At 42.6% G+C, this 15,003-nt stretch carries 16 protein-coding genes; all 16 read left to right on the top strand.

Features of this window, described 5'->3' with window-relative positions; translation table 11 throughout:
• The first annotated feature begins 197 nt into the window (after positions 1-197).
• The gene (locus tag NST43_RS23025) at positions 198-557 is read left to right on the top strand and encodes a histidine triad nucleotide-binding protein (RefSeq protein ID WP_209987815.1); all 360 of its coding nucleotides are present in this window, start codon (positions 198-200) and stop codon (positions 555-557) included.
• A 142-nt stretch (positions 558-699) separates the two neighbouring features.
• Positions 700-873, top strand: coding sequence for a 30S ribosomal protein S21 (rpsU, locus tag NST43_RS23020; protein WP_005547957.1), 174 nt, complete (start codon positions 700-702; stop codon positions 871-873).
• 15 nt (positions 874-888) lie between these two features.
• The gene (locus tag NST43_RS23015; RefSeq protein WP_209987818.1) at positions 889-1,332 is read left to right on the top strand and encodes a GatB/YqeY domain-containing protein; all 444 of its coding nucleotides are present in this window, start codon (positions 889-891) and stop codon (positions 1,330-1,332) included.
• A 346-nt stretch (positions 1,333-1,678) separates the two neighbouring features.
• Positions 1,679-2,086, top strand: coding sequence for a hypothetical protein (locus NST43_RS23010; protein ID WP_209987820.1), 408 nt, complete (start codon positions 1,679-1,681; stop codon positions 2,084-2,086).
• 140 nt (positions 2,087-2,226) lie between these two features.
• Positions 2,227-3,312, top strand: a complete 1,086-nt coding sequence (locus NST43_RS23005; RefSeq protein ID WP_209987823.1) for a beta-glucanase/beta-glucan synthetase — start codon at positions 2,227-2,229, stop codon at positions 3,310-3,312.
• Positions 3,309-4,181: an ABC transporter ATP-binding protein gene (locus NST43_RS23000; RefSeq protein WP_209987826.1), complete on the top strand. Its 873-nt coding sequence runs from the start codon at positions 3,309-3,311 to the stop codon at positions 4,179-4,181. Before NST43_RS23005 ends, NST43_RS23000 begins: the two co-directional genes overlap by 4 nt.
• Entirely contained in the window at positions 4,175-5,398 is a 1,224-nt protein-coding gene (locus NST43_RS22995) for an ABC transporter permease (RefSeq protein WP_209987829.1), read from the top strand. Before NST43_RS23000 ends, NST43_RS22995 begins: the two co-directional genes overlap by 7 nt.
• Positions 5,379-7,391: a DUF5050 domain-containing protein gene (locus tag NST43_RS22990; protein ID WP_339219600.1), complete on the top strand. Its 2,013-nt coding sequence runs from the start codon at positions 5,379-5,381 to the stop codon at positions 7,389-7,391. Before NST43_RS22995 ends, NST43_RS22990 begins: the two co-directional genes overlap by 20 nt.
• Positions 7,392-7,573: 182 nt before the next feature.
• Complete coding sequence (locus NST43_RS22985; protein ID WP_209987835.1) at positions 7,574-8,119, top strand: sigma-70 family RNA polymerase sigma factor; 546 nt, start codon at positions 7,574-7,576, stop codon at positions 8,117-8,119.
• Between the two features lie 126 nt (positions 8,120-8,245).
• The gene (locus NST43_RS22980) at positions 8,246-8,647 is read left to right on the top strand and encodes a hypothetical protein (RefSeq protein ID WP_339219598.1); all 402 of its coding nucleotides are present in this window, start codon (positions 8,246-8,248) and stop codon (positions 8,645-8,647) included.
• Positions 8,648-8,738: 91 nt separating this feature from the next.
• Complete coding sequence (locus NST43_RS22975; RefSeq protein ID WP_209987838.1) at positions 8,739-9,797, top strand: ABC transporter permease; 1,059 nt, start codon at positions 8,739-8,741, stop codon at positions 9,795-9,797.
• Positions 9,794-11,080 carry an ABC transporter permease gene (locus NST43_RS22970; protein ID WP_209987841.1) on the top strand — a complete coding sequence of 429 codons (1,287 nt, stop codon included), beginning with the start codon at positions 9,794-9,796 and terminating at the stop codon, positions 11,078-11,080. Before NST43_RS22975 ends, NST43_RS22970 begins: the two co-directional genes overlap by 4 nt.
• 5 nt (positions 11,081-11,085) lie before the next feature.
• Positions 11,086-11,754: an ABC transporter ATP-binding protein gene (locus tag NST43_RS22965; RefSeq protein WP_209987843.1), complete on the top strand. Its 669-nt coding sequence runs from the start codon at positions 11,086-11,088 to the stop codon at positions 11,752-11,754.
• 217 nt (positions 11,755-11,971) lie between these two features.
• Positions 11,972-13,336, top strand: a complete 1,365-nt coding sequence (locus tag NST43_RS22960; protein WP_339219595.1) for an NfeD family protein — start codon at positions 11,972-11,974, stop codon at positions 13,334-13,336.
• A gap of 36 nt (positions 13,337-13,372) precedes the next feature.
• Complete coding sequence (gene floA / locus NST43_RS22955; RefSeq protein WP_036724346.1) at positions 13,373-14,374, top strand: flotillin-like protein FloA; 1,002 nt, start codon at positions 13,373-13,375, stop codon at positions 14,372-14,374.
• Between the two features lie 16 nt (positions 14,375-14,390).
• Positions 14,391-14,984, top strand: coding sequence for a hypothetical protein (locus NST43_RS22950; RefSeq protein WP_209987849.1), 594 nt, complete (start codon positions 14,391-14,393; stop codon positions 14,982-14,984).
• Positions 14,985-15,003 lie beyond the last annotated feature (19 nt).

The raw sequence follows: 15,003 nt of genomic DNA, 5'->3' as shown, positions 1-15,003 counted from the left end.
AGTCATTCAGGCGTGTGCGTCCCGCAGAGCTCGAGCTGAACAGAACGATACTTGATCCTCTTGTGGGTGATCTCCTATGAGTACCGGGTGGCCGGTACACGAATGGGATTATGTTCGTGTCTGTTATCTCAGCCCGTGCTGCGGAAAGTGCCGGATGCAAGCTTCTGCATTACAAATTTTCTGGGAGGAAGCGTGGTATGGAAACTGTATTCAGCAAAATTATCGAAGGTGCAATCCCGTCCAAAAAGGTGTTCGAGAATGAGCGGATTCTGGCGTTCCACGATATTGAGCCTGCCGCCCCTGTGCATGTGCTGATTATCCCGAAGAAATACATCGCTTCCATGAACGAGGTTACGCCTGAGGACCTGCCGCTGATCGGCGAGATTCACGCTGTAGCGCAACAGCTTGCAACAGAGCTGGGAATTGCTGATTCCGGCTACCGGCTGATTAACAATTGCGGCCCGGACAGCGGGATGGCAGTGCCGCATCTGCATTATCATCTGCTGGGCGGAGCTAAGCTTGGTGCCCTGACCGGGAACTCCAATTCTCATGCCTAAGTAAGCAATGCAACTATGTACAGCCTGGCTGAAAAAAGAATAACGCGAAGGTTGACACCTTATTTAGGTTTGACCTATAATGTAAGGTGATGAACCGTGTTGTTATGCTCTTGGACGGTCTGGTCGGAGGGAGGGAAAACTGGTGTCTGAAACGAAAGTTCGCAAAAACGAGACAATTGATGCTGCACTTCGTCGCTTTAAACGTTCCATTGCTAAGGATGGTGTCTTGGCTGAGGTGAAGAAACGCAAGCATTATGAGAAGCCAAGCGTAAAGCGCAAGAAGAAGTCTGAGGCTGCTCGTAAGAGAAAGTTTTAGGAGGATTACCCACGCATGAATCTTAGCGAACGATTGAACGAAGATATGAAGCAAGCGATGAAGAGTAGGGACAAGTTCAGACTCTCCACCATTCGAATGGTTCGTTCTACAATAAAGTATCTTGAAATAGATTTGAAGAGAACATTAGACGACAACGAAGTGCTTGATATCCTTAGTCGTGAGATCAAACAGCGCAAAGATGCCCTCCAAGAATTTGAAGCAGCGGGTCGCGATGAGCTTGCCGCGAGTACTAAGGCAGAAATCGAGATTATCATTAAATATCTTCCCGAGCAGCTTACCGAAGAAGAAATTAAAGTAATTGTACAACAGACCATCCAGGAAACCGGTGCTTCTTCGAAAAGTGAAATGGGTAAGGTGATGAGTGCACTGATGCCTAAGGTCAAAGGTCGCGCCGATGGTAAACTCGTGAACCAGGCGGTTCAGCAATTTCTGCAATAATATAACGCTAGCACCCCTTTCATTAGGGGTGTTTTCTTTTTTTATAATCTTCTCCTTGTGAAAAACTTACATAACTCCTTTCTAATTGCTTTAGTCTGAGTATTTTGAGAAAATCTTAACAAAATATGTAGAATAATGTGATTTCTTATCATTAATGTAATGTTATAAATAAGGGTTTTTTTGTTTGCCCTTAACAATAATTCGGAAACGACTTAGAGAGTTCAACAAAAAATATTGTGCTCTGACATCAGTGTTCCGATATGTGGGGAGTTGGTTGGATATATGAAACAATAGAGGTATTGTGACGAAGGTGAACAAAAAAATATTATTTTTAGGAGGAGTTCATATGAAATTTACCAAAAAGATGATTGTTCGCATTGCTGCTACTGCCTCTTGTTTGTCCCTGCTATCAGCACCAGTCTTTGCAGATGATTCTGCCGTTAAAAATGCAACAGGTTATGGGACGCTAACAGGTGTTTTATCGGCAGCTTATTATGGTTCATATTTCCACACTCTTGTAAGCCACAATAATGATAACGCTTACTTGACAATAAGAGGGACAGTTCAAAACCAGAGCGGCATTACTATAAGCACGAAGGCTCAAGTTAATAGCACAAGAGGGGCGACGACGTTCTTTGACAATTTAGCCCCGATGCCTTCAAATGCCTATGCAGTCTATGGAACGCATGGAGTACAGGGCGGAAACACATATGGAGCATCTGCTGTGTATACTTACACCAACATCACAAACTGAGTAATAAAACACAAAAAAATATGTTTATGGCAGCAGGTAGAGATTGACTCTCTATCTGCTGCTCATCGCTAAAATGGAAAACAAGCAAACTGAATGACGAAATCCTCTTGATTTCGTATCACAAGAAGGGAATGAAAAGTATGAAAAAAATCTGGAGGTATATATACATTACATCAATCTTCGGAATGTTATTATTGGCAACAGCTTGTTCTTCGGACAAGCCAGACCCTATCCATATAAATCCTTCTGATATTGTAGTGAGTAATTCGGGAGACAACTTGCCTCAGAATCCATTTGAGATGGATGAAAAAAATGTGGTTTTAGGAAGTATAAATCATTATGCTGTTAATTTGCAGGCTGATGAAGCTGGGAGAGTATTACCTATCCAGTATAATGGAGGAGAATTGAAAATCGATTATAGCGTTAATGCATCAGGAAAGGCTAGAAATGTGGGCTTCCTTTTATTTATTGACGGACTACCACAGCCTTACAAATTGGATTCTTCAGGGACTGCTTATGAGTATATGCACATTTTTGAACTAGAGGAAAATAAGGCTACTCCATTTACTTTTACGTTCACTCCCATCACTGGGAAAAAGGGAGAACTCCTGCCAATTAAGTTCGTTAGTGTCTACAATCCATCCTTTATACCGGATATGAAGGTAACCGCTTCATATGGGGGTTACCAGACGATTCTGGAAGCCGGAGGTGAAGTGTTTTTCAATAAAGATACGGAACAGTGGGCTGTCCCTCTCAGCTCAAAGCAGGCTGGATTATTGAATGTCAGACAATCCACAGAGCGTGTGACTCAGGAATTGTTAGTGAGTCATGGCAGGTCTGAAAAGATAGCTATTGAAACGTTAGATTCCAAGGTGTTCAGCGAATTGTATGTGGACGGGTTAATACGACATGATAACTTAAAGGTGGAGAACAGTGGCCTTCTTCAAATAACCTTTAAACTGTTTGGTCATCCTGGGGTTTCCTACAGAAATACAATTTACCTTAATCATAAGCCTTTGGAGAGCCAAGATGGGGTCTCCTTTCCAATGGCACTAACTAAGGGGAATCTTGAGGTGCTGAGTGCTGAAATCAATCTGGATCAGCTGGGGGACTTTAGTACTTTTTATGTGGTATCAGTTCCTTTAAACGCTGAGGATTTTTATGATGACGTAATTATTCTGGAAAAGACACCATCCCTGCTGCTTTACAAAGGAGCAGGCATATGAAAGTGAATATCAACCAGATTTCCAAACAATATAAAGGGAGATATGTACTAAAGGATTTTTCAGCACAATTGGAGAATGGAATTTACGGGTTGTTGGGGAATAATGGTGCGGGAAAATCTACACTTATTCAAATTTTAGTCGGTATTCAGAAAAGCGATAAGGGCAAAATCTTAATTGATGGTATAGATGCGAGATGCTTGGGTGTACATTTTTTAAATCATATTGGGTATTTACCTCAATTTCCTGGATTCTACAAAAATTTCACAGTAATTGATTTTCTTAATTATATGTGTGTCCTAAAGGGGATTCCTAAAAATAAAGGTGCAATGCGATCCAGAGAGCTGTTAAGGGTCGTGAATTTGAGCTCGGCCGAGGATAAGAAAATCGGTACACTCTCTGGGGGGATGCTCCAACGGGTCGGCATTGCTCAAGCAATGCTTAATGATCCCGCTATTTTGATTCTTGACGAACCAACTGCAGGTCTAGATCCGCAGGAACGTATCCGCTTTCGTAACCTGATTACCAAGTTTTCTGAGAACAGAATCGTTTTGCTTGCCACACATATCGTCTCAGATATCGAATTTATTGCTAACCAGGTCATCTTGCTAAAGAACGGGAGGTTGCTTAAGCAGGACACACCTCAAGCATTGATTGATGGGTTGGCAGGGAAGGTCTGGACAGTATCAGCAACGGATCACATTTTAGACAGGCAACTTCATCAACTCAGAATAAGTAATATGCTGCGGATGGGAGAAAAGATTCAACTTCGTGTCATTGATGACGCGAAGCCTGATGAGAGTGCAGTAAATGTGCAGGGCAATCTTGAAGATGTATTCCTATATTATTTTGGAGAAAGTGCCCAATGGTAAAGTTGATTTCTTATGAATGGCAAAAGCACTTTCGTAAAGGGACCATCATCATAGCGATATTGCTTTTCTCAATTATGAATATTGGGAAAATATACAGTATCTATGAAAGGGAAGCTCTGCTTTCCAATCCGGGTTGGAAGGAACTTTATGCTGAGCAATATCATACGTTTGGCGGGAGAATCACAAATGCGAAAATAAAACAGCTCATGACGATATTTCAACCAATGGAAAATCAGACTGCAGAACATACACTGAGTTTCACTTACCGTCCTGAAGGTACTTGGTTAAGCAATGTGTATGAGGACTGGAATTTTTTTCGCTACTGCTTTGTTTATCCAATGAAATACAACTACGATTATAAAGCTTACGCTTCTAATGTGGTAATTAAAGCAAAGGAGAATTCAACTTTTTTTAAATCTTTCGGCAATTTATACGAGTCTAGAAAAAATGAAGCGATTGCAAGAATATTTCATGGGAGAGATATTACCAGTTTTTCAGACAAAGAAATGTATAGATGTTATGTTCAATATGAATTTTCATCGCTTCTGGTTCTACTGCTGTGTATGTATGGGCTTATTGGTGTTTTTTTATCAGAGAAGGAAACAGAGATGGACTCGTTGCTAATGACGACTAAGACAGGAGGCTTCAAAATCCTTTACGCCAAGCTGTGGGCATCAGGATTATTTATATGTTTGGTTTCAATGTGGTTTTGGTTCCTTGATTACACGACATTTTATTTAATATATGGATCAAAGGGTGGTTCTTCGTCTCCGCTGTATGCTTTAGAGGATTTTGTCCATACGCCGCTAAACATAAGTCTTGGCCAATATGCACTTTTATACTCATTTTTAAAAACAATGGGAGTGATTGTAGCAGGCTTGTCGTTTTTATTCATTTCTAACTTATTCCGAAATGCTCTGATTCCCTTTCTCTCAGGACTTGCATTGATAAATGTCTGCACCTATATGCAAGAGGCTTTTGCAGGCCCAGGACATATGCTATTGAAACTTCTCAACCCATTGGTACTGGTGGTCAACCGAGATCTTTTTCGAAAAGCAGAATTTATTGCCTTGCTGGGCTATCCAATACCTAGCTATATCGCTGCTGGTGTATTGACAGTGTCTTGGGGGCTTGTATTTCTATACGGCATCAAATTAAGTGTAAAAAAGAATGCAATGCTGAAGGGGAGCCGGAAACGTGTCAACTTCGTTATATGAATTAAAGAAAATATTTCTTTTGCAGAAAGGTTTACATTTTATTCTGCTGTTACTTTTCTTGAAAGCACTCCTACTGTTTTTGATGGATAAACCAGTGAACGCTGATATCGAGATGAATTACCCGCACTATTTTTCGTATCTTAAGGAGGTTCAAGGATCGTATTCAGAAATTGCCGAACAATTCATTTTGGAAGAGTCCGAAAGGATAGCTAATGCGAAAACATTGCAGCAGAAGATGACTGAAGATTATTACGACGGTGTCATTGAAGAAGCGGAATTTCTTGCAGGAACCTTACCTCTTGAACGGGTGCTGCAAAACGAAAGGGGATACGAACTGATTTATGACCAATATACATACATACGTGAACATCCGGCAGACAGGTATTTTCTATATAGAAATGGCTGGGATGGCTTACTATCCAATGATACCTTGGATTTGCTCTGGGTATTGTTGGTGGTGCTGCTGGTAGCGCCTGTGTATTGTTATGAGTACGAAAACAAGATGGATATGCTGCTTCTGACAGTGCGAAAAGGGACCTTCCAACAGAGTGTATGCAAGATTTGTATGGCGTTATTGTCGGTTGCGTTGCTGAGTCTGTTGATGTCATATATGGAGTTTGTTTTTTTTCAATTGAAATATGGACTGGAACACGGGAATTATCCACTGCAGAGCTTGTCCTATTTTGCTGAATCCAAAAAAAAATGCACATTGTTTGAAGCTTTTCTGTGGGTGACATCAGGCAAGGTGTTTGGCAGTTTATATTTGGCTTTGTTAATCCTGTTTGTCTCCGTGTGTATGAAACGTTACGCGTTTACTCTTTTTACCTGCACAGGAATCCTTCTAATCCCCTATTATGGACTTCCATTAGAATCTAGCAAATATAACATACCAACTCCACTTGGCTTTCTAGTGTCAACTGGTTATCTTCGTGGGGATGAGTACAGACGTGACCCGTTTAATGATCAACTCACTGCAGTGTTCCGGGAAGTGTCTCTAACAACATTGGGTATCGTTCTAGGGATTAGCTTACTTCTCATCTTTATTATGTTGTTAATGATTGTAATCCTGCGCAGTAATGCATGGAGCATTAAGACAGGGCGATTTCGAGGGAGATTGTTCAGTATTCCATTGTTAATATGGTTATCAGTCACTTTATTATCCGGTTGTACTTCTTCCGACTATTCGGAGCAGAGTACTACATATAACTTTTCTACCAGGAGTTCATGTGAGAATAATAATTACCGATTTTACTTGGACGAAACTGATTTGAATAACATTCACACTGTATTTGAGGACAAACGTACAGGCAAGAAGAATGAGTTTATGCGCAACGCTACATCAGCTTTGACCAGAGTGCAGAATTCATTATTTTGCACAGGCAGCTATGTGTATTACATGAAATATGATTCGGAAAAAAAAAGGAGGTTTGAAGAGCAGAAATGGTTTTCTATTGTCCAAGTGGACATGGATAACTTTAATGAAAAAGTTATTTTCGAAAAAAACCTAAATTCGGAAGAACGGTTCTTTATAGATGCAAAGAAGATGGGGAATTATGAATCAGCTTTCTTTTTCTCTATACAGGCGTTTTTCTTGGATGATAAAAATATTTATTTTATTGGACCTGAAGAAATTAGAAGCATCAATCGATCAACCGGAACCATGAAGGTTGTTTTGCGCATTTCGCCTATCAGCAGCTTAGCATTTGACGGCCGTACCGTCTATTATGTCAACAATTCATATGTCATCAAATATGATGCCGTAACACAAACTAAAACAACAATTCCGGACATAGTAACAAGGGACTTTTTACTGGAAGATAATAAATTGATTTTTGTGAATCGTAAAGATGGTTACAGGCTCTACATGTACGACCTCAAAGAATATATTATCCGAAAACTTATCGATGAACCTGTAATGAGTTTCAGATTTAAGGAACAAACAATCTATTATATAAATAAGATGAACTTGAAGGAATATGGATTTAAGTTATAAGCGAAGATAATCGATTTCCATCAGTTGCATTAAGATAAATTACAAAAAAATTACTAAAATGTAATTGAAAAATATAATTATAAAAGCTATAATTAATTAGTATTATTTATAAATATTGATAAATATTAGTGTTTTTGGAATCGCTTCAAAAAGTCCGGAAAGTGGATAAGGGGGAGAGGGTATTGTGGAAAAGAAAGCAACGAGATGTGTTCTATGAGCAGCTCTGCGAACAGAACATCAAGAGTATCTACAAATATTGCACCCGATTAACTAAAGGACATTCACAACTCACCGATATCGCCGAAGAGTGTGCCCAAAAAACTTTTCTTGAGGCCGGCAAGCAGCTTATCAAGCTCCAAAGTCATCCCAATGTAAAAGGTTGGCTGTATGTTACAGCAAAAAATCTCGTGCTTAATAGTTATCGGGGGATGTATCTCAAGCGAAAATATGAAATTGTGTTTGATGATAAATTAAAACTTGTAAGTGATAACGATGAACTGGCTGCCTGTTTGGAAGAAGTATATGACATCAAAGAGTTAAGTCAGCAGGTATTAAGTACTCTTAACAAGAAGGAATACGCGCTTTATCATGATTATTTTAGAAATCGTTTATCCATAGCGGATTTGTCTGAGAAGTATTGTATTTCCAATAGTGCAGTGACTACAAGAATTTATAGAATCAAGAGCAAGCTTAAAGACAAGATTAAAGAATGCTGTGAGATAATTTGATAACAATCCGTATATATTTTGTCAGAAAAATATATATAAATCATGAATTCATGTGATCTTATATCTTTTATGTAATATACATATAGAACCTAAAAATTTAATCATAATGGTAAAGGAGGAAAAAGGTTGAATAAAAAAAGTGTGATTCCATTTATTGCGGGATTTGTTGTTTTGATGGGGGTTTCTGGATCTGCTCTGGCTACAACAAGTTTAAATGACAGTTCTGTTTCCGGAGGGTGGAGTGAAAAGGAGGGCAACTTTTCAACAAGTAGCTCCAGAGTGTCGCCAGCTGCAGAAGTGGTTAGGGTGCATAATGGCTGGAAGGAGTCCAACAAGTGGGGATTCGAACGGGCTGCATGCACTACTTGGTGGAAAGACACTTATCATTATTCCCGGGCAAGAATGGAAGGGCCTTTTTCAACGGATTTGACTGACAGCGGCAGACAATGGGGATATGTGGATACTTCAGCTGTATCTCCTTACGCAGATGCTATTTGGGCGGCAAAAACCTATTATGGAAAAGACTGACAAGCAATAATAAAGTATAATAATTTGAGAACAGAGAGATTGCTCTTTTATTTTTTGCAATCTCTCTATTTAGTAAAGAAGGTAATAAGATATGGAGAAATACCGGTTGTGCAATATAAATACTCTATTAATTGCTGCTTTATTTATTTTATTAAGCTTGATTGTTGTCGTCTTCAATTACTATCAAGTCCAACATAATGAATTGAATCAATTATCAAGAGGCTTGTATACTAAAAATAGTATATTTTTCACCATAAAAGAAAAGGCTGCTGAAATTAACTGGAGTGAGATTGAGACCTCAGATGATTATACAATATTTTCCGAACTTGGATCCGTTGAAAAAAATGGAAGTTGGCAAGAGGTTCGCGCAATTTATTTTAATAAAAGTACTTATGATCCACCACTTGCAGAGGGTAGGTTCTTTAATGATGCAGATTTTTATAATAATGACAATCTGGCGGTAATTGGTAAGAATATTGATGGAACCGATCTATTGGAAAAAGCGGATGAGCTTTATTATACTTTTGCAGGGAGAAGTTACAAGGTCATTGGGATCATGGGCGCTTCCTATTCATCAAAGCTAGATAATACGGTATTGGTGAATCTTGACTCTTTGCAATCGGATTCTTTCATGGACTCAACCGTATATGTGATGAATATAGCTCATAGTCCAATCACCTCTGATCTGAAGCTCCCCCTTCTTCAGAATGATTTGCCTATTCATGTGTTCGACAGGGGAGATAGCGGCACTGTAAGGGCAATGGATATTGGAACGCAGCAATTAATGGTTACTTTTATCTTCATTATTTTGTTATTTAGTACCAGTGTTATTTCTGCTTTTTTTTGGATGAATAGGAAAAAAAGTGAGATTTTAGTTCTTTGGCAATGTGGAATTTCACTTAAAACTATCGGAAGACGAATTCTGAGCACCTATATGGCTATAGCACTTGTTTGTTACATCTTTGTTGGGACAGGTAGTGTGTTGTTCTTCAAACTTTCTCTGACCTTCAATCGGTATTCATTATTCATATTCATACAAGGGTTAGAGATAGGATTGTTAGCTGTTTTGATATCATCTGCATTAGTGGTGTGGATATTTTACGTCCAAGTGGCCAAGCGGATAACGCTGAAAGGAAAAACATATCGATGAGAATAATCTTAAGTGAAGTTAAGGAGAGTCTATTTCGAAAAAAAGCAGTAACAGCTCTTCTCCTTATACAACTTCTCATATTTTATTGTGTAGTTTCACTCCTTTTTGTACAGTCTTCGACACTTCATGAACAATCATCAGAGGTCAGCTCCCTGTCAGAGATGAATGACTATCAGCTCTCGGATACTCTTCTTGAAGATGAGGCTATGAAGGACTATACCAACCGGCCTGAGTTTCTAGTGAATGCTATCACACTGTATCGGAACTTAAATGAACATTTTGAGGATCAATATATTTATTTATTTAATCAGTCCATAGCCATATTGCCGGAGGAAGTTGAGTGGGAACCGAAGTTTATGTATGCATATGAAGAGGGTAGGTCAAGCAAACCGTTCTCAATGTTTGGCAATGGTCCTTTTTATGCCTCCAAAGCGGTTCAAATGAACTCACATGCTTTTAAGAAATACAATATAGAAGTGGACATTGGGCAGCCATTCGAGCAGGAAGACTTCAACAATACCGATAACCATACCATTCCAGTCCTACTCGGTGCCGATTATAAGTCAAAATACAAAATTGGCGGCTTATTGAAGGCAAATTATCTGATGAAGGATTTTGAATTAGTTGTCAAAGGATTTCTTCCCTCAAACACAATGGTATTTAATTCTCAATTCCCGGAAATGTTTTTGGACCGATATATTGTGATGCCGGCCCAAACATTTCCAGCTCCCACTACTCCAGATGATTTTTCGTTTCAAAAGAAACATTATATGCAAATTGTCAATGGCCATATTTTTACTATGGATGATGAATATACAATAGTAAATAAGCTTGAAGAAGTGAAGCAGTTATCTGATTTTCATGAAACGGAAGTATTGGGAACACATAAGCTTCCGTTGAAATTTTTGCTTGCCACATATCAGATAAGCACAAAATGGTTATCAATAGTAGCCAGTGTCCTTTATGTGATATGCGCTGTTAGTATCACATTACTGATACTGGAGAAAATGCGTCAACAACTAAAAAATATGATGATTCACTTGATCTGCGGAGCCACAATAAATCAATTGATCTTTTTTTATTTAACTGAACTTATCATTGTTGTTGTGTTACCGGGTTTTATAGTGATGTTGGCCTATAAGCTCTTAATAGACAATTCAATGCTTTTATTAATACTAGTAATCACGGGTTCAATGCTGACTCTCACGCTTATATCAGCCCTTCCGATTATTTGGTGGTTTAAACATATTGATTTCAATAAATATATAAAACGGATGGAGTGAAGAATGTGCTTAAAGTTTCTCATCTGCAGAAATCCTTCCTAAGCGGTTCCCATAGAAATGATGTGCTTAAAGATGTGAACTTGGAAATCCATGATGGCGAGATGGTCGCTATTATGGGGAGAAGCGGGTCTGGCAAAAGCACACTTCTGAATATATTGGCCGGGCTGGAGCAAGCAGATTGTGGAAATTACTATTTTGGCAGTACCGATGTACTGGCATTGAATGTTGTCCACGCTGCAAATTTTAGAAAACATAATATCGGTTACATCATTCAAAATTCAGTTCTTATCCATGGTAAAAATGTCTTTAATAATATAGCTTTACCGTTAAAGTATAGCAAACACTCTAAATCTCAAATTAAGCAAAAGGTTTCATTTGTGCTTGCTGCTCTTCATATTAGCAATATAGGGTATAGTCCGGTGGAAGTATTGTCGGGAGGTGAGACACAACGGGTTGCCATAGCAAGAGCTATTGTCCAGGAACCCAAAGTAATCATTGCTGATGAGCCAACTGGGTCTGTGGATGAAGAAACCGAAGATGACATTCTAAAACTGTTTAGAATGTTAAACGAACAAGGAAAAACAATCATTATCGTAACACATAATCAGAAAGTTGCTGACATCTGTGATAGGACTTTCTATATGAAAAACGGAAGCTGTAATCTAATCACTTAATTCTTATGGAATACAGGCCAAATTAGACAATTTGTGCAATACTAAAAGACAAGACGTAAGCCGTAGCTTATGTGTTGTCTTTTTGGTTTATCTGTTAAGATAGCGGATATTGAGGAGTAGCGTTGCACTGCATAGTCCCATTGAAGCGTAATTCTAGAATCTAGGCACAATGGGTTATATGCAAATTTAAACTTTGGGAGAAAGGAGGGATTATATTTTGCGCATATTTCGAAAACTCACCACATGGGCTATTTATTCCATCTTTTTGCTATTCATATTACTATTGGACGCCAAAGCTTTTACTGAGGCATCATCTTCGTCAGCCGCAGTCAAACATGGACCCGTATTCATCATTCCAGTGGATCAGGAGATCGAGCGGGGTCTGCAGAGCTTTCTGGAACGGGGCTTCCAGGAGGCGGCCAATTACGGCGCGGTTCTGATTGTTCTGGAGATCGATACACCTGGAGGACGGGTGGATTCCGCCGAAAGCATCGGTACCCTGGTCAGAGACAGTAAGATCCCGGTGGTAGCCTATATCAAAGGCAACGCAGCTTCCGCAGGCAGTTATATCGCGCTGAACGCCGGGGCTATTATCATGAAGCCGGGCGGCATGATCGGGGCCGCTTCGCTGGTGGACATGAACGGGAAGACCGTGGAAGACGCCAAGATGGTATCGTACTGGAAATCCAAAATGATCGGAGCCGCCTCGCTGAACGGGCGTGATCCTGAAGTGGCTGCCGGCATGATGGATGTTCATCTGGTAGTTAACCGCCCGGAGCTGGGTGTGAACAAGCAGGCGGGGGAGATTATCGCTCTGAGCAGCAACGAAGCGCTTCAGGCCGGTTACGCTGACCGGATTGCAGAAACGGAGCAGGAGGCGATTACCTGGCTGGGATACTCGACAGACGACATTTTTCGCATTGAGCATACCGGTGCGGAGAAAATGTCGCAATTTCTGACCCATCCGGTGGTCATGACCATTCTGCTCTTCGTGGGTATCGCCGGTGTGTTCATCGAGCTGCTGGTGCCTGGCTTTGGGGTGCCCGGAATTGTCGGTACGCTGGCGTTCGCCCTCTACTTCTTCGGCAACTATGTGGCCGGCTTCGCCGGGGCGGAGACGCTGCTGCTGTTCATTCTGGGGTTGGTGATGCTCATTCTGGAGCTGTTTGTGCCGAGCTTCGGTATTTTGGGGATACTCGGGTCCATCAGTCTGGTGGCGGGTGTTGTAAGGGCTGCTTACAGCTTTACGCATGCGCTGTTCAGCCTGGGCATTGCTTTTTCCGCAGCAGCGGTGGTCATCGTGATTGTTGCCGTGGTCTTCAAGGAGCGCGGAATCTGGAACCGGTTCATCCTTCAGGATAGTCTTACCAGAGAAAAGGGCTTTGTGCCTGTCCCGGAGAAGCTGCGTCTGATCGGTGCCTCCGGCATGAGCGTAACCCCGCTGCGTCCCGCAGGAACCGCCACGATTGGCGGCGAGCGGATAGATGTGGTGACTGAAGGCGGGTTCATCGAGGCGCAGACGGCCGTGTCCGTGGTGAAGGTTGAGGGCGGCCGTGTGGTAGTGAAGGAAGCTGCGAAATAAATTTTGTCTATCAAAATATCGGAGGTAGGTAAGCGTATGTTAGAAGCATCTATGATTACTTTTTTGCTGATCGCGGTAGCTGTGATTGTTGTTCTAAGCGTCTTCTTCAGCTTCTTCCCGGTCATGCTGTGGGTGTCTGCCTGGGCCTCCGGGGTCAAAATCAGCATTATCACGCTGGTAGCGATGCGTCTGCGCCGGGTAACACCGAGCCGGATTGTCAATCCGCTGATTAAGGCGACCAAGGCCGGGCTGGGGCTGAATATCAATCAGCTGGAGAGCCATTATCTGGCCGGAGGGAATGTAGACCGGGTAGTGAACGCGCTGATTGCCGCCCAGAGAGCGGATATTCCGCTGGAATTCACACGTGCCGCCGCCATTGATCTGGCCGGACGCGATGTGCTGCTGGCAGTTCAGATGAGTGTTAACCCGCGTGTCATTGAGACGCCGATTGTTGCGGCTGTGGCCAAGAACGGGATTGAAGTCAAGGTCAAAGCACGGGTGACGGTGCGGGCCAATATCGACCGGTTGGTCGGCGGTGCGGGCGAAGAGACGATTATTGCCCGCGTCGGCGAGGGGATTGTAACCACAGTCGGCTCCAGTAATTCGCATAAAGATGTGCTTGAGAATCCGGATTCTATCTCCCGCACCGTTTTATCCAAGGGTCTCGACTCAGGGACGGCCTTTGAAATTCTGTCCATAGATATTGCAGATGTGGATGTAGGCAAGAACATTGGTGCGTACCTTCAGACTGAGCAGGCAGAAGCGGATAAGCGCATCGCCCAGGCGAAGGCTGAAGAACGCCGGGCGATGGCGGTTGCCCATGAGCAGGAAATGAAGGCCCGCGTGGTTGAGATGAAGGCGCTGGTCGTTGAATCCGAATCCCAGGTTCCGCTGGCGATGGCCGAAGCGCTGCGCTCCGGCAAGCTTGGTGTGATGGATTATATGAATCTTAAAAACATCGAGGCGGACACGCAGATGCGAGGCTCCCTTGGCAAACTAAACGATGGGGACGACAGCAGCCGTCCGCCCCATAAATAAAGGGAGGTGAGCCTCCATGAGCGGCGTAGTCTATTTCCTGGTGCTTGCGGGCTTTGCGATCATTACCCGTCTGAACAAAAAGAGAGACAAAGACAAGTCAGTTCCGCGCGGGGGGATGCCTACCTTTGGCGGCGGCGGGGATACCGGCAATATGCTGCCCCGCCGCCGGAAGGCCGGACGCGCGGAACAGCCGGGCAGCGGCTTCCCGGCGCCTGCCGGGACAAGGGCGGGCCCGGACCGGCCTGCTCCGCAGCCAGATATGCAGGAGGCCCCTTCTCCGCCAGCATGGGCTGAGGCTGAGCAGCTATCTTCCGATGACGAGACAGGCGAAGGCGTATCACTGGAGCAGGCCGATGACTTGGACAGCGTAGAGGCCCGCACAGAACGTATGGAGCGGGAGCTGGAGAAGCTGCAGGCTGCCTTCGACGGAATGGCGGCTGCGGTCCCGTCTGCGGGCTCCGAAGCAGGCGGGGAGGACGGAGATGCAGCATCATCGGCATATGCTGTCCATCCGCTCACAGGCGACCGTGACGCGCTGCGCAGCGGCCTGATGTGGGCGGAGATACTGGGTCCGCCCCGTGCCCGCCAGCCGCATTCCACGCGGCGCTAAGACTATGCCTGAGCTTATC

The sequence above is a fragment of the Paenibacillus sp. FSL H8-0332 genome (assembly GCF_037963835.1).
GTDB classification, from domain to species: Bacteria; Bacillota; Bacilli; order Paenibacillales; family Paenibacillaceae; genus Paenibacillus_AQ; species Paenibacillus_AQ rhizoplanae.
Note: the sequence above shows the minus strand (reverse complement) of the source record. Positions and strands in the feature narration are given on the sequence as shown.